This is a genomic window from Flagellimonas zhangzhouensis (assembly GCF_900102925.1).
In the GTDB taxonomy this organism is placed as follows: Bacteria; Bacteroidota; Bacteroidia; order Flavobacteriales; family Flavobacteriaceae; genus Flagellimonas; species Flagellimonas zhangzhouensis.
On the sequence record NZ_FNKI01000005.1, the window covers coordinates 1 to 24,126 of the forward strand.

At 36.2% G+C, this 24,126-nt stretch carries 14 protein-coding genes; 8 read left to right on the forward strand and 6 right to left on the reverse strand.

The genetic code is table 11. The annotated features are described in order from the left end of the window. From BLQ18_RS15230 to BLQ18_RS15250, 5 genes are all read right to left on the reverse strand, one after another. The coding region (locus BLQ18_RS15230) for a malectin domain-containing carbohydrate-binding protein (RefSeq protein WP_175443787.1) at positions 1-5,753 on the reverse strand (5,753 nt) is incomplete at its 3' end. Positions 5,754-6,006: 253 nt separating this feature from the next. Continuing rightward, the gene (locus BLQ18_RS15235; RefSeq protein WP_090298618.1) at positions 6,007-8,367 is read right to left on the reverse strand and encodes a GumC family protein; all 2,361 of its coding nucleotides are present in this window, start codon (positions 8,365-8,367) and stop codon (positions 6,007-6,009) included. Positions 8,368-8,396: 29 nt separating this feature from the next. Further along, positions 8,397-9,170 carry a polysaccharide biosynthesis/export family protein gene (locus BLQ18_RS15240; RefSeq protein WP_090298622.1) on the reverse strand — a complete coding sequence of 258 codons (774 nt, stop codon included), beginning with the start codon at positions 9,168-9,170 and terminating at the stop codon, positions 8,397-8,399. Between the two features lie 14 nt (positions 9,171-9,184). Next, entirely contained in the window at positions 9,185-11,128 is a 1,944-nt protein-coding gene (locus tag BLQ18_RS15245) for a nucleoside-diphosphate sugar epimerase/dehydratase (RefSeq protein ID WP_090298625.1), read from the reverse strand. Next, a complete protein-coding gene (locus tag BLQ18_RS15250; protein ID WP_090298628.1) occupies positions 11,121-12,215 on the reverse strand; it encodes a DegT/DnrJ/EryC1/StrS family aminotransferase in 1,095 nt (364 codons plus the stop codon). The genes BLQ18_RS15245 and BLQ18_RS15250 overlap by 8 nt, the downstream gene beginning before the upstream one ends. 271 nt (positions 12,216-12,486) lie before the next feature. Here BLQ18_RS15250 and BLQ18_RS15255 point away from each other — a divergent pair, with 271 nt between their 5' ends. Continuing rightward, on the forward strand, positions 12,487-13,884 hold the full coding sequence (locus BLQ18_RS15255; RefSeq protein ID WP_090298631.1) for a nucleotide sugar dehydrogenase: 1,398 nt from the start codon (positions 12,487-12,489) through the stop codon (positions 13,882-13,884). Then, a complete protein-coding gene (locus tag BLQ18_RS15260) occupies positions 13,881-14,903 on the forward strand; it encodes an NAD-dependent epimerase (RefSeq protein ID WP_090298634.1) in 1,023 nt (340 codons plus the stop codon). The genes BLQ18_RS15255 and BLQ18_RS15260 overlap by 4 nt, the downstream gene beginning before the upstream one ends. A 181-nt stretch (positions 14,904-15,084) precedes the next feature. On the opposite strand, the gene BLQ18_RS15265 is transcribed toward BLQ18_RS15260, so the two are convergent. Further along, positions 15,085-17,229 carry a CBM96 family carbohydrate-binding protein gene (locus BLQ18_RS15265; protein WP_090500101.1) on the reverse strand — a complete coding sequence of 715 codons (2,145 nt, stop codon included), beginning with the start codon at positions 17,227-17,229 and terminating at the stop codon, positions 15,085-15,087. Between the two features lie 499 nt (positions 17,230-17,728). Between BLQ18_RS15265 and murJ the strand changes: the two genes are divergently transcribed. The 6 genes from murJ to BLQ18_RS15295 all read left to right on the forward strand — a co-directional run bounded on the left by murJ (position 17,729) and on the right by BLQ18_RS15295 (position 24,096). Next, positions 17,729-19,078, forward strand: coding sequence for a murein biosynthesis integral membrane protein MurJ (gene murJ / locus BLQ18_RS15270; protein ID WP_090298640.1), 1,350 nt, complete (start codon positions 17,729-17,731; stop codon positions 19,076-19,078). Between the two features lie 78 nt (positions 19,079-19,156). Then, complete coding sequence (locus tag BLQ18_RS15275) at positions 19,157-20,335, forward strand: O-antigen ligase family protein (RefSeq protein WP_090298643.1); 1,179 nt, start codon at positions 19,157-19,159, stop codon at positions 20,333-20,335. 106 nt (positions 20,336-20,441) lie between these two features. Next, positions 20,442-21,506 (forward strand): glycosyltransferase family 4 protein, encoded by a 1,065-nt coding sequence (locus BLQ18_RS15280; protein ID WP_090298646.1) that lies wholly within the window; start codon positions 20,442-20,444, stop codon positions 21,504-21,506. A gap of 21 nt (positions 21,507-21,527) precedes the next feature. Beyond that, the gene (locus BLQ18_RS15285) at positions 21,528-22,067 is read left to right on the forward strand and encodes an acyltransferase (protein ID WP_090298649.1); all 540 of its coding nucleotides are present in this window, start codon (positions 21,528-21,530) and stop codon (positions 22,065-22,067) included. A gap of 362 nt (positions 22,068-22,429) precedes the next feature. Then, entirely contained in the window at positions 22,430-23,020 is a 591-nt protein-coding gene (locus tag BLQ18_RS15290; RefSeq protein WP_245668156.1) for a serine O-acetyltransferase, read from the forward strand. Further along, positions 23,017-24,096 carry a glycosyltransferase gene (locus BLQ18_RS15295; RefSeq protein WP_139150413.1) on the forward strand — a complete coding sequence of 360 codons (1,080 nt, stop codon included), beginning with the start codon at positions 23,017-23,019 and terminating at the stop codon, positions 24,094-24,096. Before BLQ18_RS15290 ends, BLQ18_RS15295 begins: the two co-directional genes overlap by 4 nt. Positions 24,097-24,126: the final 30 nt, after the last annotated feature.

The following is a 24,126-nucleotide window of genomic DNA, read 5'->3' on the forward strand; positions in this document are numbered from 1 at the left end:
GCGCCGGTGACCTCCATTGAACTGATGAAAAGCCCTGTGTTGCCATCTATGACATCTAGATCTATCTCCAAGGTCTCCCCATCGTTGAACACAACAGTTGTGGGTGCCGATAATGCACTGCCTACAATAGGTGTCCCAACAGGGGCATCCTCGCCCAGGTATTCCAAGTTTTTCTGGTTCCCGCCTCCTCTATTGGGCGAGCCTCCCAATACATGCACCCCTGGACCGGAAACTATCGCCTGGATGCCCTGTCTCTCATAATTCATGTCGGGCAATCGGTCCCATGTTTGGGTAACTGGATCGTATTCTTCGGTTATGGACAGTGCATCATCCGTACTGACCCCATAGACCAGTTCATTTTGGACTTCTCCACCTATCACAATCAATTTGTCGTTGAAATTTACCGCTGCTGCACCTGCACGTGGTGTCGGGATGTTTTGATCGCTTGGCAGAGTACTCCAGGTGCCAGAAGTAAAATCATAGACATCCACTTCGGATACCAGGGGTTTAAATGCACCTCCAGTACCTCCAGTAAGCCTACCTCCCGCAGCATACAGTTTATCTCCTATAATTACTGTGGAAAAATGGTCTCGTGCTCGTGGCATATCGGTCAATGGGGTCCATGTTCCCGTTGCTGGATCGTACTCATCAAATTGGGCCACATAGCCTCCATCGTGACCATCGTTGTTCCCTCCAGCTACATAAAACTTGTCGTTGTACAAGGCCAGGCCAGCGGAACCCCGTCTTCTACCCTCAGGTATCTGTGGACCTTTTATCCACTCTTGGGTGGCAGGGTCGAACATCCATATGTACTCCGCCGGTACTTCGTTGGGATAGTCATTGTTCTTGAACGCACCGATGACCCAGATCAAGCCCTTGTATTCTGTTGCCTGAAAATGGTTGAATTCATAACGATCTCCTTCAGAATCGGTTGGATCAACCGATGTACTATTTACAACAGAAGTCCAAGAGTCAGCATTATAATCATAAATATCAACGGTCGGTGCATTTTCTCGTCCACCCATTAAATAAAATTTGTCTCCGGCCTGCACAAAGGAGTTTTCATGACGGGCGGTATAATTTTCATCCTCGTCCTTATCTGTCCAATAAAATTCAGCTTCCACAGTCCATTTAAATGTTAGATTAGAAGGAGCAGATAATGGCTTGACGGCAGTAACCATAACGGAATGGTTCCCATCTGAATTAGGACCTCCCGTTGCTGCCGTAACACCTATTGTTCCAAATATTTGACCTGTAGAGGAATCTATTGACAAACCATCTGGTTGGCCAGAAATATAATAGGTCACATTTTGTGTATCGTCCCCTCCTGTAGTTGAAGCCGTAAAGTCGACATTATCAAGAATTGAATTCGTTTGATCTGCAATATTGGTCAATGCAAAGGTTGGATTGGCCGAATCTACCAAATACACCTCTATAGCGTTCACCAATGGATTTTGAACTTCATGACCAAAAGAAATATTCAATTCACTATCTGAAACAGTTACCGGATACGAAACCATACCTCCAATCTGGTGACCAAATCTTTCCACTAAGTCCAAATCATTTTCCACAACTACTCCTTCCAGTAAAATATCAAAAACACGTTCTCCAATACCACTAGAACCATCCCAACTGTTTCCTAAATAAAGATTGACTACGTAATCCCCGTTTTCCACAGGTAATGTATATTCCATTTCAGGAGCGGTAGATTCATCATATCGTTCATCATTGAAAATACTTTCAAAGATGGCATCATTCATATATGCCGGAATAGAGCTATCTCTATTATCAGACAGAATAAGGTTATAATCTTGTGTTAAGCCTGTATTTACACTATAACTATTTCCAGTGTGTCCTCCATTACCCAAATCATCTTCCCAAGTAACACCTGAGCCCGAAGCAGCTATCTGGTCTCCTCCAGCATTAATACGATACAAATAAGGTTCTACCACCCCCCATGTGAAGCTTATTTCAACTTCGTCGTTGGTGAAGCCATCACTGTCATCAACAGTAATAGTTACATTGTATGGACTATTTGTAAAAGCATTTGTGTCAATGGTTCCACCAATCTGTCCATTGGTTGGTTCTAAAGTGACTCCTGGGGGAAGCCCAATAGCTGAATATTGGAAATTACCATCTCCTCCAACAGCTTGGACAGTAAAACTACCATCCAATACTTCATCTGTATAACTAAGTCTATCTGCAATAGAGTATACATAAATTGGAGTATCTGCATCTGTAGCATCCAATATCTCAATGCCGTTTACCAAGGGATTTTGTATTTCTCCATGTAAAAATTCGATATCCAATGTACCATCATTTACCGCTATAGTATGGGTAATCATTGTTCCGATATTTGAACCATATGTCCCAGACAAATCAATATCAGTCAATAGTGGATACGCAAGTCCTTCCAAGGTCACATCAAAAATTCGAGAACCAGCCTCAGCAGTCCCAGAAAACCCATCACCCATATATAGTCGAACTTCATAATTTCCTGATTCCGGTACAGGGAATGAATACTTTAAGTTTGGTGCTCCTGGAGTATCGTCATAACGGTCACGTGCAAAAATTCCTATTGGAGTGGCACCATTATCAACCGAACCATCAGTAGTGGTAATACTTCCTGGATATGAGTCATTACTTGCAGCTGATGAAAGATACTGCGAGTTATTGCCCGTTGTATCCTCCTCCCAGTCAATATCACCGTCAATAGCTGCAATTTGTGCGCCACCTGAATTTACACGATATAAAACAATATTTCCTTCAAGCACATTAATGGTAAAAGTATCTTCAACAAAATTGCCTTCCCCATCTGTAGCCCTAATAGTAAGATCTGAAGTTGTTGCAACAGAAGGATATGATAAGGTTAAAATGTTACTATTGATGGCAGTTCCTACGTTTGGGTCCGAATTGTTTGAAACGGTATATATTAAGTTAGCAGTACCGTCATCATCATTATAGTAATTGTTGAGATTGATATCTTCATCTGCTGAGCCGATAATCCGATCTATATTAGGAATTTCTTCTATTACAATAGGTTCTTGCCCCAAAACACTAAGAATATCCCACGACCCCTCCAATTCCTTACCTGGAGTATTTGAGGTTCCAATAAATCCAACAGCTAGATCAGTACCACTGCTCTGAATAGCTTGTAAAACATTTCCAAGTGCTGTAATCTGTCCAAGTAAAATTTTTGGATTATCATCAATTTGATATTCTAAATCAACAGTTTCTGCAACAGGATCTACTCTAAAATAGAACAGAATTTTACCTTCGGCCGCATCTGGTCTATCAATAATAGGAATAGTCACCGATATTGGAGTGTCAGGCACATCATCAACCTCTTGAAGTGCGGTGAATCCATCCGTGGTCACCACAAACTTAATATAGTTGCTTTGGGTTCCATCACCGATAAAAAACCCGAGTTCACCTCCAGTTACTCCATCCGTATTCTCATATAAACGCAAAGGACCAGTAAAGCCATTCATTCCACCTATTACCGTAAACGGCCCTGTGGTATTGTCGACCTGAACTCCATATTGATACCCTTTATCCTGATTGTTTGAACTACCTAGAGCAGTCCCATCGGTCATATGGGATGTCATGATTCCAGGAGCCCCACCTAAAACATCATTTTGATTTGGTCCTTCACCTACTACGTCCAACCAATTTAACCAGTTAGCTCCGGTGTCTCCATTATTCATCAAGCCAGTCATACCCAGTCCATATATACCTCCTAGACCTTGTTGATCGTTAAAAAGGTCATTTCTAATGGGAATGGTAAAGGCATCACTGCCCCCCACTGTTGGATCCCCTAGTTGGAATGGGTCATCCTTATCCAAAATCCCATCGTTATCATCATCATCATCATTAAAGTCTGAAATCAATGGTGCCCCAGCAGACTTATCAAAATCACTGGGTTGTGAACCTCCATTACAAGGGTCCGTTCCATTGTCCAATTCATCTTGATTCGTATAGCCATCATTGTCATAATCGGCCAATGGTTCTGCCTCAGGATTGTCACATTGTACAAAATCCTGTGGTTCAAAAACAACGATTAAGCCATTAAGCGTACCTGCCCATATTGTTCCTGGGAAAACATCTGTATCACTGTTACATGTTATGCCCAGAGAATTACCACCTATACCAGAGAAAAAACTTTGGGTATACGTGTCCACGGTTCCATCTCCTAGCAATTGTACCCTACGTATGGCATCTTTATTACTACCTGCAATCAAATCACCTTGCATGGCTCCGCCAAAATTACTTGCAGTATATTCATCAATACCGTTGGTATTGTTTTGCCATACCAAAACGGGTGTATCATCTGGACCATCCGGGTTAGAGGAAGAGTCTGGTCCCCTCCAATCTCCTTCCACAATATTTGCATTTGCAATTGGCACAGGTGGCCAGTTCGCCGGCAAAGCTATACTAGGGTCGTCGGTAGATCCTGGAGTAGAAAGATCAGGGTCATATACTTGAGTACGAAACACTGCCCCATCTGTACCAATTTGCGCTGGTGCTGTAAATAGACCTGCCCCAGTGGGGTTTGCTCTAGTCGGGTTTGGGTGTCCAGCGTAATAACTTCCAAAGGTATAGGATTGCAAGTCCGTAGTTACCATTTCCAAATGGTCATGATTTCCTATTTTCTCGCCATCTTCATCTACTGATTGACTACCAGGTTCGTTTGGATCATAGTCGTTGTTGACTGAAGCAGTTCCTTCATTAACTGGAAAACCTCCCCAACCTAGGTTTGCCCCATTATCTGTAACATATAAGGCACCACTTTCCGTCACCACTAGATCATATGCATTTCTATAACCTGGAGATAAAACTTGGACAGGGCCATCTGGCACTACCATAGCCTGATTAAGTCCGTCATTCCCCCCCCAAGGGTCGTTTACATCAATACCATCATATCCTGGTGTATCAGGATCTGTAATACCATTGACATTTGGTCTCGTAGGATCATCCAAAGTAGGTAGATCATATATATAATCGCGACCATTACTATCTGTTTGAACCGGAAGTGCATTTATAGCATCCAGGTCTACAGATAGAATTGCACCTGAAAGTGCATATTCATTGGTGTATACAAAATTAGCAGATGGACTTCCTGCATTGGTAATACCACCTGAAGCGACAACCAAATACTCTTTTCCATTAATAGTAGTAACTTCCAAACCATTAGTAGCGTGGTTTTCCTCTGATCGTGGAAGCCCTCTCACTAAATCCACAACCTCCCATTCTGTTCCGGTCCATGAAAAACGAGTGATCACTCCAGAATTAGTATCTAGGTCAACATCTCCATTACCCTGTGCTCCAGCACCTATACGGAAATCACTTGAAGTAACATATATAATAGGGTTGGATGCTGTACCGGCTACAGTAAGCCCTGTAGTTTCACGACTTGAACACACTCCACCTATACCACTACAAGGACTACCATCATCATCATGGTTAACTATGTCCTTAACACCGGTCAAGGTCTCGACACTGGTAACCACATAATCATTCAAACCGTTACGTTCGATTGATAGTATTTCGATTGTACCTGGGTATTGCGCCACATACAATCGATCATCAGGACCGTACATTAAGGAGGTGACTCCAGCATCAGCTGAAATATTGCTCAATCCGTTCAGGTTGAGTTGACTTTGTGCAAAGTTTTGTGCAATTGTTTTCGTGGAAAACAAACATGCCATTACAAGCATTAATGAAATTAACAGATTGGGGTAATTTTTTTTCATAATAATCAGAATAGTATCTGCAATTTTTTATAAACTGAATCTTAGTTACATAAGGATTAAAGATACTTTAATGAACAGGAGGTACTATTGTAAAGCAACTATTATTCGTTCAATTAGGGTTCTTTATCGATAAAAAGCAATCCCCCTCATTCTACAAGTAAGAGCAAAAAAAAACGTAGGTTCGACCTACGTTTTTCCTCGATTAAATGAGTTGATAAATTATGTGTTTAATATTTTTCTAAAGTTTACTACTTTAAAATTTCCACCATTTCTTAGCCACTTTGCCATATCCGTAGCCATATTTTCCTCCATAACCTAAATTTGATTGTTTAACATCGTTTACCACAAAGGACAGGCTTTTTATTTTTCCTTCTTCCTTTAATTTCAAAGGAAAATTAACTGCTTTTAATTCAGTAACATCGGCTCGCGTCACATAAATTAACAAGTTGGCATACTCACTAATCAACATGGTGTCCGAAACCATCATCATTGGAGCTGTATCTACAATAACATAATCATATAGGCCAGACATCTTATCAAGAAGCTCCTTTAACCTGTCACTCATCAAAAGTTCAGAAGGGTTTGGCGGTATCTTTCCTGAATATATCACATCCAATCTATTATCATGAATTTGTAGATTATTCACAATATCTTTTATTGTTAGACTTTCATCGTGTAGAAAATCAGTTAAACCAAATGTTGTTTGGGATTTTTCGATTGACTTCATTTCACTGTTAGGACCAGTAAAGAAACTCTTGAATTTTGGGTTTCTTACATCTCCTCCAATCAATAAAACCTTCTTTTTGGTACTTGCCAAAATCATAGATAAGTTAACGGACAAGAAAGTTTTTCCTTCTCCAGGCACACTTGAGGTAACATAAACAATATTGTTAGTTCCTGTTTTAATTTTCAGCAAATAATCCATATTCGCCCTTATTATTCGTAACGCCTCTGCCAATACAGAACGATCGTCTTTTGTAATTATCTTACCTTCTTTTTTAGTTAATCGAGGTAATTCACCCAAAATTGGTATGTTTTTAACCAGATTTTCTAAAGTGTGCATATTATGCACTTTATTATCTAGTAAATCTTTGCCATAAAGGATAATAAATGGTATAAATAGCCCCAAAATACCAAATGCCAAATAGATTATTTTCTTCCTAGGAGATACGGGAAGCTCTTCAAAATATGCACTATCAATTACTTGGGACTTAGGTGCAGTTGAAGCCACTGTTATCTGGGCTTCCTCTCTTTTTTGCAACAAATAGAGATATAAAGACTCGGTAGTTTGTTGACGTCTTGTAATATCCCGCAAAGCTCTTTCATTCTTTGGAGCTGAGTAAATTTTTGAATTGATAATGGCTTGTTGACCACTTAAAGTATTTACCTGCAGTTCCAAATTGTTTACTGTACTGTTCAAACTAGCCTGCATTGTCTTTTTAAGGCCATTTAATTGCTGGTCTAGATTTACAATAACAGGGTTTTTCTCGTTGGAACTTTCCAATAATCTATTTCTTTCTTGAACCAACTGGTTATATTGCTGTGTGGTGTTGGCAATTGTGGGGTCAGACAATCCTAAATTAGCGGGAAGCACCTCAAAACCCTCTTGTTGATCCACCATATCCCGCATGGAAGAGGTTATATTCAATTGAGTTTCCGCATTGGCCAAATCTTGTCGATTAGCCACACCTACATTAAGGTTTAAGTTAGCTTCAGATGCGATATCAGTTACACCCCTACCTGTTTTAAAATCTTCGGCCGTTTGGTCTACAGAGGACAGACTCGATGAAATATCTGCTATGCGTCCGTCAATAAAACTTGAAGTCCTATCCGCAATCTGTTGCTTATCCTCAATAGCATTCTTGTTATATATTCTAACCAATTCGTTAATAATATCCCTAGCTTTTTCTTTAACAGGATCCTCTAAATTAAGATCAAGAATATTTGAAAAATTATTTGGCTTTGAGACAATAATTGCATTTTGGTAGGTGGTAGCTATTTTAGAAAGGGGTAAAACCTGTACCTTAAGTCTTTTTCCTAAATAATTGTCTATATAATCCGTGTTGGGTGTAATTACAATTTCACCAATTGGAGTTGTTATATTCTTCCCAAAATCATAACTTTTTGGAACATCATCTTCTTTTATAGAAAAACTAAAATTTAAGGTAGAAGTGTTAAGTTCCAAATAAAAGGTGAAGTTCGCTTTAAAAATTGTAGAATCAGGAGCAATAATATTTAAGGTTATTGGGGAATTATTATACAATTCAGTATTCCGAATACTGCCTAGAGAAAATACTTTGGTATTGAGGCCCAATTTCTTGGTTACTTCAATCAAGTTCGAACGAGATGTAATTATTTCAATCTCATCCTCAACATTGTTCTCCATGTCGGAAAAAACACCTATATCCTGTAATAAATTGGCTCCAGGAGCTGCGGACTTTTCTTCAACAATTTTAATTTTTCCCTTAGCAACATATTTGGGTGTAGAATAGCGAACAAATAAATAAGCAAAACCAACCCCAATAATTACTGACAAAACAAACCACTTCCAGTGTTTTGTATACTTTCTTATTTCATCGCTTAAACTAAAGTCATTACTGTTTCTTTGACTCATTATTAAATTCGTAAAGTTAAATTATTTGTCTAGTTCCTAATAAGAATCAGTGTGGATGTGATGAGAATTGAAGCAATTGAAACATATAGCCCCGCCCTATTGTCCAAGCTTGAAGCTGTGATCCCAGACTTGTTAGGTTCAACATAAACCACATCATTTTGGGTTAAATAATATACTGGGGAACTTAAAACCTCCTTATCGGTTAAATCAACTTTTGTATACACCTTGGTGCCATCAAAATCGCGAATGACCATTACATTATCGCGTCTACCTTTTATAGATAGATCACCAGCGAGTCCTATTGCCTCTAAAATAGTAATACGCTCTCCTTGTACATAGTATGTGCCAGGACGATTAACAGCACCTAGTACAGTAGTTGTAAAGTTTTTTAATCTGATGTTAATAATGGGGTCCTTTAAATAATCGCTCAACTCTTCACGCAAAAGTACCCTTACTTCCTCTGGAGATAGACCCGCGATTTTAATTTTACCAATTACAGGAAAGTCTATTTCACCATCCTTATCCACCAAATAATCCACCTGTTCTGGTCGCATACCATTCTCTTGTGCACCACGGAAAAGGTTGAACGGTACACTGGCTTCTGGATTTAGGGTAGAAATGTGAATTCCTACCAAATCATCTACCTTAAATTTAGGTGAGAAAGTGTTTTCATCCACTAAAGTTTCAAAATTGTTTGAATTTTGAAAATAAACCACATCTTTTGGTGAAGCACAAGAACTTCCTAGTAAAAGAATTGTTACCAATCCTAATATACAAGGTCTAACTATATTTAAATTACCCATAAAAACTATTTGGTTTAGGTTGATTGTATTTGTTTAACTTTTTTATTTTCCAAGTTGACAGTCGAAGCTTTATTGGATTTATCAAATCTACAAAGATCCGAGTTGTTTGAGATGAACTCAGGCACAATTTCCTTCATCAACTGAACCGTATTGGTATTGAAAAACATATTGGATACAACCAACTCATCTATTTTAGACCTTGAAAATTGGTAATTGAGTTCCCGACTTTTACTTATCATTATTTTTTTATGATAGGTTGGCAACGTATTTTCACCATTAGCCAATAATTCTTCATAAAGTTTTTCACCTGGCCTTAATCCTGTAATTGTAATATCAATATCTTCCGGATATTTTAGTCCGGATAGTTTTATCATGTTTTTGGCCAAGTCAAATATTTTAACCGACTCCCCCATATCAAAAATGAAAATCTCTCCTCCTTTACCCATTGCTCCAGCTTCCAAAACCAACTGGGATGCCTCTGGAATGGTCATAAAGTAACGCGTAATATCCTTGTGGGTTAGCGTAAGCGGTCCTCCTTTTTCAATTTGCTTTTTAAATAATGGAATAACCGAACCGTTAGAACCTAAAACGTTACCAAACCTAGTGGTTATAAATTTAGTTTTATGTTCTTGCTGCATGCAGCTAATATAAATTTCGGCAATACGTTTTGTAGCCCCCATAACATTTGTAGGGTTCACTGCTTTATCCGTAGAAACAAAGACAAACTTTTCTACATTGTGGCTTATGGCTAGATCTGCGATAACCTTAGTTCCTCCAACATTAATTTTAACTGCTTCATAGGAATTGTATTCCATTAAAGGCACATGCTTATAAGCCGCAGCATGAAACAGAATGTCTGGTTTATGTTCACCAAAAAAATGGTTCATTCTATTTTTATCCCTAATGTCTGCAACAATAGGTACAAAATTATGGTGCCCAGATTGCTTTAATTCCTGCTGAAGGTCGTAAAGCGCAGATTCTGCTTGATCAATGATTATTAAAGAATTATAATCGTAATTTGCTATTTGCCTTACTATTTCACTACCAATTGATCCGGCTCCTCCGGTTACCATGATATTCTTCCCCTTCAATTCGTCACAAACCTTTGATTTTCTAATACTAATTGGAACCCTATTGAGCAAGTCCTCTATTTGTACCGTTCTAATTTGGGATGCTTTGAATTGTCCATTGATCCAATCATTGACAGGTGGTACAATCTTTACCTGAACAGGTAAATCTACCAAGCCTTCCACAAGACTCCTTAATTTGTTATTGTCAATCTTGTGTATTGCAACAATAATTTCAGAAATATTGTATTTGTCAATGTGGTACTCTGTTAAATCTTTTCTTGAAAATACCGGAAGTCCGTTGATTCGTTTTCCCGTTTTTTTCTTGTCGTCATCCAAAAACCCTAGGACCTTGGAATTTGTACCACTATGATTAGTGAGCACATTATAGGTTAAAATACCAGACTCCCCTGCACCGTAGATGAAAATGTTTTTATACACCTTAAACTTAGTAACCATATTATGGTACAATGCCTTGAAGATATATCTAGCTGTAGTAAGGCCGACCAAACTTAAAAGACTGTGAATAATTATGATTGACAATGGTATGGTAAAACCATCTAAATAATCATAGTAACGATTCATCATAACAACGAAAATCACCACAATACTCATAATACAAACAGCATTAAAAATATTGTAAATGTCTTGTACGCCCGTATGTCGGATAAACCCTTTGTGCGATCCTGTAATTATTAAAGCTATGGCCGCAACCACCATAACAAATGGCAATTGAATCATCAGTTTTGAAACATCAAAATTGAATGATAGATTGAATCTGATAATGTAAGACAACACAAAAGCAAATGCAACAACCATGGTGTCAATGGCTAAAACCAACCATTTTGATGCGTACCTATTTGAGTGTTTTAAAAAGTATTTTTTAAACATCAGTTAGTGTTTTTAAGATTAGGGAGGTAATTCTAAGTAAATCTCCTTTATTTAAGTTAGAACCGCTTGGCAAGCAAAGTCCTCTATCAAACAAATCAGAACTGGTTCCATCGGTATAACTTGTACAATTTTTAAATATAGGCTGTTCGTGCATAGGCTTCCATAAAGGTCTACTTTCGATATCCTCAGCTTGTAGTGCTAGTCGAATTTTTTCTCTTATATCATACGAAGGCGTCAGTATACAGGTAAGCCAACGATTGCAATAATAGCCTTCCGGCTCTTCTAAAAATGAAATTCCTTCAATATTGCCCAAATGCTCCTTATAAAAGCTATAATTTGCTCTTCTAGCCTCAACCCTATCATTTAAAACTTCCATTTGCCCTCTACCGATACCTGCTAAAATATTACTCATTCGATAATTATGACCTATGGACGAATGTTCATAATGTGGGGTATTGTCTCTTGCTTGAGTGGCTAAAAAAATGGCCTTTTTCTTAATCTCGTTATCCTTTGTTAAAAGAGCGCCACCACCAGAGGTAGTAATTATTTTGTTTCCATTGAAGGAAAGTATAGCGATATCTCCAAATTCACCACATTTTACTCCATTAACCGAGCTACCCAAGGCCTCTGCACTATCTTCAACTACAGGTATTCCATATTTTTTGGAAATTTCTGCCACATCTATAGTTTTATACGGCATACCATACAAATGTACCGAAACAATAGCTTTGGGCTTTTTACCTTTTGTCATCATATCCAAAATGGCGTGCTCCAATAGTTCGGGAGACATATTCCACGTCTCCTTCTCACTATCAACAAAAACAGGATTTGCCCCCAAATAAGTAATTGGGTTTGCAGACGCTGAAAATGTGAAACTCTGACAAAGAACATCATCTCCTGTGCCAACACCTAAGATTTTAAGTGCCAAATGAATTGCAGCAGTACCAGAACTTAATACAGCTGCAGTAAGATTATTTTGATAGTAATTAGAAATGGAATCCTCAAATGCATCAACATTAGGCCCCAATGGAGCCACCCAGTTTGTATCAAAAGCTTCTTGGATATACTGTTGCTCTGTACCACCCATGTGGGGAGAAGACAGCCATATTTTAGTTTTTGTGATCAAGTTGAGGTTCGATTTAAGGTTATTTAGTAATCAAATTTAGCTATATGCTTGACAGGTCAGGTTATAATTCGTTCAAGGATTGATATTATCGATTAAAGGAAATCAATACAGTATCCTTTATTTAAATACTGCCGATAAACGAAAAAGTGGGTCATATATCTTTTTTCAATTATAATAATGCACATTTTTTAAAGTTATTATAACCTTTGTAGGAAAGAAACCTAAATCACTAATGAGAAAAATCAATAAAATTTGCTGTATTGGCGCCGGTTATGTTGGTGGACCTACTATGGCAGTAATAGCAAAGAATTGCCCAGAAATACAAGTTGAAGTTGTAGATATCAATCAGAAAAGAATTGATCTTTGGAACCACGAAAATTTGGATTTATTGCCGATTTACGAACCTGGTCTTAAAGAAATAGTTGGTGAAACAAGAGGAAAGAACTTATTCTTCTCAACTGAAGTAGATAAGGCGATTGAAGAAGCTGAAATGATATTTATTTCGGTAAACACACCTACAAAAACATATGGTAAAGGAAAAGGTCAAGCTGCAGACCTTAAGTATATTGAGCTTTGTGCACGAAATATTGCCAAAGTTGCTAAAACAGATAAAATTGTAGTTGAAAAATCCACACTTCCTGTAAGAACGGCTGGTGCCATAAAAAGTATACTAGATAATACTGGTAACGGTGTCAACTTTGAAATTCTTTCAAATCCCGAATTTTTAGCTGAAGGTACAGCTGTTGATGACTTGATGAATGCGGATAGGATATTGATTGGGGGAGATGAAACCGAATCAGGTCAAAAAGCAAAGGATACTCTTAGTTGGATATATGAACATTGGTTGCCCAAAGAAAGAATTTTGCAAACCAACGTTTGGTCATCAGAATTGTCAAAATTAGTGGCCAATGCATTTTTGGCTCAACGTGTTTCTTCCATCAATGCCGTATCTGCATTATGTGAAAAAACAGACGCCAATGTTGCCGAAGTTTCTAAAGCAATAGGTCATGATAGTAGAATTGGATCTAAATTTTTGAATTCCTCAGTTGGTTTTGGTGGTTCTTGTTTTCAGAAGGATATATTAAACTTGGTATACATTGCCAAAAGTTACGGACTTACCGAAGTTGCGGATTATTGGGAGCAAGTAATTATTATGAATGATTATCAAAAGAGGAGATTTGCAGACAACATAATCTCAACCCTATATAACACAGTTTCTGGTAAAAAGATTTGTTTCTACGGCTGGGCCTTCAAAAAAGATACGAACGACACACGTGAATCAGCGGCTATTTATGTAGCTGATGCCCTATTGGATGAACAAGCACAAATTGTTATATATGATCCAAAAGTATCGGAGGAAACCATATATTCTGATTTGGATTATTTGGGAACCAGAAGTCCAGAGGAAAACCGAAAATTGATCAAGGTGGTTAAAGATCCTATGGATGCCAATAAAGATGCCCATGCCATCGCCATTATGACAGAATGGGATGAGTTTAGAGCGTATGATTGGAAAGCCATTTTTGAAAATATGCTAAAACCTGCCTTTGTGTTCGATGGAAGAAGAATATTGGATAAGGACAAAATGGATTCCATAGGATTCAAATATTACAAAATTGGACAATCATGAAGATACTAGTAACCGGAGCAGCTGGTTTCATTGGCTACCATCTTTGTGAATCTTTATTAAAAAACGGACATACCGTTGTTGGCCTAGATAATATCAACGATTATTATAAAGTTAAACTAAAATATGATCGTCTAAAAGAATTAGGAATTGACCCTATCGAAGCATCAAAGGAAAAGGTATTATGTTCCAGTAGTATACATGGAGAGCAGATGACCTTTATTAAGATGAACCTTGAAGATAGGGAATCCCTCCCCCAACTGTTTAAGGAACAGAACTTTGAGGTAGTTTGCAATTTGGCTGCACAGGCCGGTGTTCGTTATAGTTTGGAAAATCCTAATTCGTATGTTGATAGTAACATTGTTGGTTTTTTGAACATTTTGGAGTGTTGTCGCCATAACAAAATCAAACATTTAGTATATGCCAGTAGTAGTAGCGTATATGGGTTAAATGAAAAGATTCCTTTTTCAGTACAAGATAATGTAGATCACCCCATTAGTCTATATGCTGCAAGTAAGAAAAGTAATGAGCTGATGGCTCATACCTATAGTCATTTATACCGGATACCTACCACCGGATTACGCTTTTTCACGGTTTATGGACCATGGGGAAGACCTGACATGGCCATATATTTGTTCACCAAAGCGATTACTGATGGTAAACCTATTAATGTGTTCAATAATGGTGAAATGGAGCGTGACTTTACTTATATCGATGATATCGTTGAGGGTGTTGAGCGCATCATGGAAAAACCCGTGGATGACAGAAAGGAATTGTATAAACTCTACAATATTGGCAACAATAGCTCAGTAAAGTTAATGGACTTTATTGAGGCCATAGAACAGAGTTTGGGAACAATCGCCGAAAAGAATATGATGCCAATGCAACCTGGGGATGTCACCAGAACCTGGGCCAACGTGGATGATTTAATAGCTGATTACAACTACCGTCCAAATACTCCCGTAAAGGAAGGAATTCAATCGTTTGTGGGTTGGTATGGGAAATACTATGAAATCAATTAGTACGTCAGCTTTTGCTTAAATGTACTTGCTTTCAAATATTAAAAATACTTCTAAAATAAAATTCTAGCAGATTCAACAGGTGAGAAATAAATAAACTTCTTGAAAAAATGGCACCTTAAACAAAAAAAGTATCCCAAAGGATACTTTTTTTGTTTAATAATATACACCTAACTCATTAAGGTTAAAAACTCATGTCGTTTGTACCATCCAACATAATCTCAAATCCACCTGCATAATACTCAGCACAAATCTCCAAATTGGTATAGCCTGCATTGTTGACAACACTATAGTTATCAAAATTCCAATTGGTATTTGTTTTTAGCATATCACTAGGGTCATTAGGGTCTAAATGTGCATGACGTGCTTCGAACCAATCTGGCATATGGTCACCATCGGAATCCACATACATTTCCGTATTTGTAAATGTGGAATTAGTCCATTCTGAAGGCTCGCGATAGCGTGACGGCGTGGTACCATTTAAAGAACGTGTAAGGTAATCAGCATCAAGGTCGTCCCTAAAAAATCCAGGACTACCATCGGCATTAATTCCTCTATTATGCCCTACACTGGCATTCATTTTTTGTGGGATTTCATCCCAACTCCAAAAACCGTCTGTAGGTTGTTCAAAATTTGATTGTTTAAAAGAAGAAAACAAAGTAGCAGGTAATTGCTCATCTTGTATTATCACGTCTGCTACACCAGAAAGGACATCAGAACTATCCGTGAACCATGTCCATAAATGTTCTTGATTAACATCAGGATTTTCATCGATGTTTTCAATAAAGTTGTTCGCTGAATAAATGCTTGGCTGATTACCATTCCATTCCCTATCACTAGGAGTCCATTTATTGACAGGTACTGAGCTTTTTGACCTGTTGCCTGCTGCAGCATAATTATCATGCCAATCAACCGTTATTGCACCTTTACCTCTACTCATCCTAGCACTCCAGTTCACATAATAGTTGTTATAAACTTCATAAGCGCCAATAAACCCCTCCATATTTGGAAACCTGTGAGATATATTATATGTCATATTTCTGGCAAAAGAATGGTTTCCTGAATTTTCACCTGGATTAAGTTTGTTTGTAAATATTACAGCCGTACTGTGTTCAGGAATTGCCTCAGCAAGAAGATTATACGAAAGTGTAGTCTTAATATTCTCATTGTACAAATTTATTCCCCAAGTTTGGTCAGCTCCATAACGTAAGGAACAATGGTCGGTATAAATTCCTGTTCCTGCCTCTGGACCATAAAAGTTGATTGCATCAAAACAATTCTGATTAACCGTACAATCTGTATAACCATTTTGCGCTGTTATATGTCGTATAATCACGTTCCCTCCCCCGGTCATGGTCCATCCACCTCCGTTCAACGTAATTCCCTGTCCTGGAGCAAATTGCCCCCATATGGTAACATCACCAGAAGTGCTACCTAATCCAGATTTATTAGCTAAACCTTCCACTTTGATGATTATTATTCTTTTTCCAGATGCTTGAAAAGCTTCCTTAAAAGAACCAGGACCACCATCGTTCAAATTGGTCACTTCATAAATGGTTCCACCTCGACCTCCCGTTATCTCTGCCGCAGCACCAAAAGCAGACGGAAAGGCCTTTAATGTATTGAGTGTAAGAACATTATCATATACTATATTGGTGTCATCAGTTGTTGTATCCCCTTGCGTAGTACCATTAGCTTTGCCAGTGAACTCAACAACGAGTTTAGGACCAGGATTGTTCGCACTCTCCTTAGATGCGATTGAAATATCGTTTCCTGATTTAATATTCAAGACAATCGAGGTCATTGAAGTGGTCAGTAAGTCGCTGTCCAATGGCATAGTCTGTACGGCACCTGCAGTGTACTCACTATCCATTTCACCTAAAAGTGCGCCCATCTCCGGGGCATTGTCAAGTGTCAGGTCTTCTTCCGTCCAATCCGTTCCCAAGCCTTCGTAAGCTTCCAGTTGGCCATAGCCTTGATCGGAATCTGTAGTAAATTCGAGATGTGCACTAGTTATGGTGCCTTCTATGGAGGATAAATCGAATTTCAAGTAGGTAGTACGCACATTGGCCTCAACACGTACAATACTTTCATCATAGCCTTTACCGTCTTGGATATAGGCATCATCAACTGCATTGAAGTTTTCGGTAGACACTACAACTTCAGCATTTTCATCATCATTTGCACCATTTGTATCATCTACAATGGTATCCGGTTCATCCAAAATTGCTTCAGCGAACAAATCGGAATCTTTCTGACAAGAACCGAAAAGCAATAAAATTGAAACAATAAAAGATAACATAAACGTAGAGGTGGGGTTACGCTTCATAAGTAAGTTAAAAATGTAAATTCAAGACTCAGTGTGCAATAATAAATCAAAAACGCAAAAAATCGATGACAAGTAATTTTTTTTCGACGAAATGCACTGAATATCAAAATCTTTGTATTTCATCGAGCAAAAAACCCAATTCAACATTTTTTTTCAAAATGACTAATTATTGATTTTTCATCTTCCCAGATACGGGAGCTTCCTAATTATTAGATTATTACTTCACCACCTTTAACATGATTTTAGCATCCCCTTAACGTTTAAACACAATAGCTAAAATTGTAATTCACAATCCAATCTGCGTTGCAATGTTCTTTCATTTTTTTTCTAGATTTATTATTTAATTTTGAGAATTGGTACAATTAAAACAGGGGTTCAAGCGTTTTTTATATTTTAAAAAATAAAAGGACTTGATCCAACTTCGTTTTTACTTTAATTTACTTTCATTCAAATAGTATTTCATTTCTCCATTATCCATTGGATAATCTCAACAGATATTATGGTAATTAAAAAAATAAGCGGGCTCATCAAAAAATATTCAGGCCCTTCGAATATAGGCCTGATTAGGAATATTGTGTTAGTGGGGGGTATCGCATTTTTGGTGAAAATCGCTTCTTTTTATAAGGAGACTGTTATCGCTTCAGAAATAGGTTTGTCAGAATTGCTCGACACTTTTTTTTTAGCGTTAATTGTTCCCACTTTTGTTCAACAAGTATTCATTAATTCACTAAAGAATCTATTCGTACCCAACTATATAACCGAGCAAACCAATGGCGAAAATATTAAATCGTTCCAATCACTTGCATTTCTTTTGGTTATTGGGCTTGCTATAGCACTATCAATACTTTCATTGGTGTTTATAGAATTTTTCCTGTACTATGTTTTTCCAAATCATGAAGAAACCTATTATGATTTGATAAAAATGCAATTTTATTATGTGCTTCCATGTCTGTTTTTTTGGGGACTCACCAATTTTATGGCGGGATTGATTGAAATAGCCAATAAGTTTTTAGTTACCTCAATATCAGCAATTTTCCCAGCAATCACTACTATCTTTTGTCTTAAATTTTTTAGTGATGTATTAAAAGAAAAAGTGCTTTCAGTTGGTCTATTATCAGGTTGTATTTTAAGCTTCCTGTTTATTTTATTTTTTGCATTAAAATACAAGGTCTTACACCTGGGCAAACCCAAATTCAGCGAAAATTCAAGAATGATGATCAAGCAATTTCCTCCAAAAGTATCTTCTGGGTTACTTTCTGGTCTAAATAACTTCGTTGATCAATTTTTCGCCGCTCAACTGGTGGTTGGATCGATAGCTGCTTTAAATTATGGAAAAAAAATACCTGCATTTTTGGTAGGCATACTAATTTTGGCATTAGGTAATGTACTGCTTCCCCACTTTTCTAAATTGACCAATCAAAATATGGTCAAAGCTTTTAAGCAACTTTTTAAAATTTTAAAAGTGCTATTCATTGTCACGTTGTTTGCCGCTATTTTTCTTATTCTTGGGTCTTATGAAATTATCGCATTACTTTTTGAAAGAAACGAGTTTACCTCTGAAGACACTCTAATTGTAGCTGATATTCAAAAAATAGCTCTTATTTATGTTCCATTTTATCTTTGTACATTGGTAACCGTAAAGTTTTTGACGGCCATCAACAAAAATGTTTTTATGGCTTGGGCATCACTTTGGAACTTAATTTTGAATTTAGTTTTAAACTATATCTTCATCAAATTATATGGGCTATATGGCTTAATGTTAAGTACCACGTGTGTATATATTCTAAACAGTTTTATTTATGTTGGATTCACCATAGGACAATATCGATTACATTTAAAAAATGAATAACCATATCAAATAAGAAAAAAATAGTGAATCCATTTCTTCTTATTCAACGCATTCTATAAAATTTCAAATTTTTAGCCCATGAAGTGGATTAAAGTGTGTTTTTTTTATATCCCTCTAGTAATAAACTTATTGAATATTCAGGCTTTTGTGGCTAAATTTGTTTCGGTTTCCCTATCGCAAATGATTGCCTATTTAAATGTTGGGCTAATAGGTTTTGGAGCATTTCTCCTGTTAAAACAAAACAAACATTTTCCAAAACTAGTGCAGCTATGGTTTTTATTTTTTTTGTGTTATTTTGTTTTTGGTTTTCTTGCTGTTGGTATTCATGGGGGTACCCCATCAATTCTAAAATCTATAATTCCAGTTATTTATCTTTTTGGTTACTCGATACTTTTAAGTATTCCGAGAGAAAGGTCTACAATTGCTAAAATTTTTGCAGGTGCATTTTTTGTTTCTTGTATTTTTCTTATACTATTTAATTACTTCAATTTTTCGTTAGATCATGAAGGCGTTTATGAATATACACTGAGCCGTGCGGGAGGAGTTTATGGAGATGCCAACAATTCTGCAGTTTCGGCTATTTTATCTTTTATCTTTATAAAAAATGTTTTTAATCCTAAAACTAAGTTTCAAACATTCATCAAAGTTTTAGGTTTACTGATTTCTACTTATGCAATTTTACTTACATTTTCCAAAACTGGCATAGTTGTTTTTTTAATGGTTCTTGCCATAACATATCAAAAAATGTTTACTGCCAAAAGAATTGTAGCTTCCATATTATTTATTCCAGTTACATTTATTTTACTATTTAATTGGGGAAAAACGACCGATAAACTTAATGAGGTCCAAAAAGAAAGAATAGAAAATATCGGGAATATATTGACATTGCAAACTGACAAAATTAGTTATTCCGAAAGAGATGTCCTTTTTAAAAATATGCTCAACAAAATTTATGAAAACCCCATAATTGGAAATGGTGTTAATTATTCTGTATCGATTAGGGGGCATAATACGATTTTCGGTGTGTGGGCTGATGCTGGTATTTTTACGTTTATTTTATTTTTGGCCCTATTATCCCTCCACTTCAAACAGGCATTATTTACCGATGGCAATAATCGAATTTTCATCCTTCCTATTTTAATCACTCTTACAATTTTTATGGTGAGTTTGCAATCCATTATTAACCAAGGCTACTTAATTACAGTATTCGTACTTATAGGCTATGTATTGGATTCAAAAATTGAGAGTGAATTGTAGCATATTAGCATTCAGATCCCTTTTTTATTAATCTTCAAAATCTTTTCTTGAATTTACCGTTAAAGGAAGTAAAGTTTATTATTAGTAGTTTATTACCCAATTAAAAATGAGGATAGATTTTTTAACCAGTAACCTAAGTGTTGGTGGGGCAGAAAGAGTTATGATTCTCCTTGCCAATCATTTCACAAAAAAACACCAGGTCAACATTGTAATGTTAAATGATGGTGTTGACTATGAACTGGATGAAGGAATAAATTTAATTGATCTTAACCATGTAAATTTTAAAATTAAAAAATTACAATCTTTAGTTAATCTGTTAATCCATTACAAAAAAAAGGAAAATAGACCTGATGTTATCATACCTTTTATAACCCAAGTGAACCTTTTAGGAATTTTGGTTGCAAAAATTTATGGGTTTCCGGTAATTGCTTCTGAGCATAATAGCCACCTAAGAAAACAGACCCCTATTTGGTTGACTAATTTTACTTGGAAGTTTATATATCCAAAAAGCAATTTTGTAACCGTTCTTACTCCTTTTGACATCCCTTTTTTTAAAAAAAAGAAAGTCAACGTGGTTGTAATGCCCAATCCAAGTACTTTTCTACCCATTACTGAAAACAATCATACCAGAGATAAAATAATTTTAGCTGTTGGAGGACTGGATAGATATTGGAACAAAGGGTTTGACAGCTTAATTTCAATTTTCAAGGAAGTACAAAAATTAGAAGAAGATTGGAAACTACAAATAATTGGAAATGGAGATAACGGATTGGATTTTCTAACAAAATTGGTGGAAAAACATGAGTTAAAGGAAAAAGTGGAGTTTCTGGGATATAAAAAGAACGTTTCTGATTATATGTATAAATCCTCCATTTTTATTCTGCCTTCTAGACTTGAGGGATTACCTATGGTTTTGTTGGAAGCAATGTCCCAAGGTATGGCTTGTATTGCTTTTGATTGTAAAACTGGCCCCTCTAGTATTATAGTCGATAAAGTAAATGGATTTTTAATTGAAGATCAGAACATCGAGGAAATGATCGAGAAATTATCCTTATTAATGATGAATGAATCTTTAAGGAAAAAATTATCCAATGAAGGAATCAAAAGTCTAGAAAATTTTTCAATTGAATCCATTGGGAATCAGTGGGAAAAACTTTTTAAACAATTATAATATAAATCAATCAACCTTAAAATGAAAAAAATACTGCATATATTATTGGATAGATATAGGATCCTAAAATTATCCGGGGTGGAATATGCCAAATATAAAGGTGTCAAAATTGGTGACAATTGTCGTTTTTTAACGAGCACCGTAGGTTCTGAACCTTGGCTAATCGAAATAGGAAATTGGGTAACGGTTACCTCTGGGGTAAGATTTATAACACACGATGGCTCAACTTGGCTAATTAGAGATGAAAAAGGAAGAAGGCAATTATTCAGAAGGATTATTGTAGGAAATAATGTGTTTATTGGTATTAATTCAATTATTATGCCAGGCGTAAAAATTGATGATAATGTTATTATTGCAGCTGGGAGTGTGGTAACAAAATCAGTTCCAAATAATGTTATTGTAGGAGGAAATCCTGCCAGAATTATTGGTGACTTCGATAATTATAAGAAAAAAGTTCTGGAAAATTACATATCCAATTCAGAAATTGATTTTAAGAAAAGTTATAGAACTAGAGTTGAAGAAGTATTAGATAGCTCTTTTAAACCTTATATGTCCAAATAATGTACTTACCTCCAACTAAAGTACTTTTTATAATACCCCCATTGCGTTCAAGAGGTGCTGATCGGTTGATGTCGTTTTTAGCACAAAACGTTTATTACAAGGTTTTTAACGAACATCTTCTTTTTACAGGAAATAATGATTGAAATTTGGAAAAACCAAGTATCAAGTTATGATTTCACAAGAAAAATTTATTTGATCTTCACTGGAGAAATATTTTTTCATCACAACGTAGGAAATAAACTCATTTTTTTTTACCGGAGTAGGACTATAAATTCGATAAAAATAAATGCCAAATCCTGTCAAAAGGATAATGTCTAAAAAAGTTAAAAAATTCGACATTAAGAGAATAATAAAACATTTAAATGATGATTAAATCTAGAGAAGATTATTTAAGGTATCTTAAGGAAGATATGGTCGCTAGAGGTGAATCTAACCAGTCCTTAAAAGCAAAAATCAAGAAGTATTTATCACCCACACCAACTTGGGTATTCCAAAAAAAACTCAGAAAGTATGAATATTTTCTTAATGTAAAAAAAGGACCAATTTCAAAAATACGTTTATTTTTTATTAACCGTAGTTTTAGGAAAATTTCTCAAAAACTAAATTATACAATACCTCCAAATGTATTTGGCCCAGGCCTATGCATATTACATTATGGAACTATTGTTGTTAATAGTAAAAGTAAAATAGGTAAAAACTGTAGGATAGAGGTATGTGTTAATATTGGAGCCTCTGCCGGCAAGCCTGAAGCCCCTATAATTGGTGACAATGTTTACATTGGGCCTGGGGCAAAAATATATGGCAATATTATTTTAGGAAATAATATTGCCATTGCAGCAAATTCTTCAGTAAATAAATCATTTGAAGAAAATAACATTTTAATAGCTGGTTCACCTGCAAAAAGGATTAAAGAATTTGATATTTCAACAATAATAAAACATCTTAAATATTGAAAATTAAAGTTCTTTTTATCCTACCATCATTACGTTCAGGGGGTGCTGAGAGGGTCATGTCGTTCTTGGCCCAAAACATTAATCCTGATAAATTTGATACCCATCTACTTATTACAGGATCTAATGAAGATCAGAAATACCAAGTCGAGGATATTCCAGTCACCTTTCTAAATAAAAGTCGGGTTAAGCATGCGGTTCCAGCAATAATTAAATTCTTGCTTAAAAAGAAGCCAAAGATCGTAATCAGTGCTATTGCTCACCTGAACGTTACCATGGGACTAATTGGACGCATTTTTCCTAACATCATATTTGTGGCAAGAGAAACCTCAATATCAGGTTTTAACTTAAAAAATGAAGACACAAGAAATAAAAAACCTCCCATCTTGTATCGATTGGCCCTACGTGCTGTGGATAACATTATTTGTCAATCCAACGACATGAAAAATTCCTTGATAAAAACTCATAACTTACCAGTTTCAAAGATGGTGGTCATCAATAATCCGGTTACCTCAAAATTTAAACTAAAAGAACGTCCGTTTGCAAAAGACAAGGTTTTACATTTCATCACCATTGGAAGATTGACTGAAAAAAAAGGTTTTCAAAGGGTTTTAAAAGTTTTGGCCGAGTTCGACAAACCTTTTCATTATACCATTATTGGGTCTGGAGATTACAAAGATACACTTGTTAATTTGATAGATGAACTTGGCATTCCCGAAAAAATCACATTTGTTTCCCATACTGATAAAATCAATGATTATTTGGCGCAGAACGATCTTTATTTACAGGGATCTTATGTTGAAGGGTTTCCCAATGCGTTATTGGAAAGTTGTGCAACTGGAACTCCAGCCGTAGTATATGACGCACCAGGAGGTATCAATGAAATTATAATCCCTGGTTTAAATGGTTATATTGCTCAAGACCCTTCTGAATTTTTAGAAAAATTGGAATTGTCGGTTTGTCAAGATTGGGACCCAGCAGCAATTAGAGAATCAGTGAATTCTAGATATTCTGAAAAGAAAATTATATTAGAATATGAGAATTTATTTCTAAAACTCTTAAAAATATCTATTGAATAAATTAGGCTGAATCCAACTCGAACCATAAAA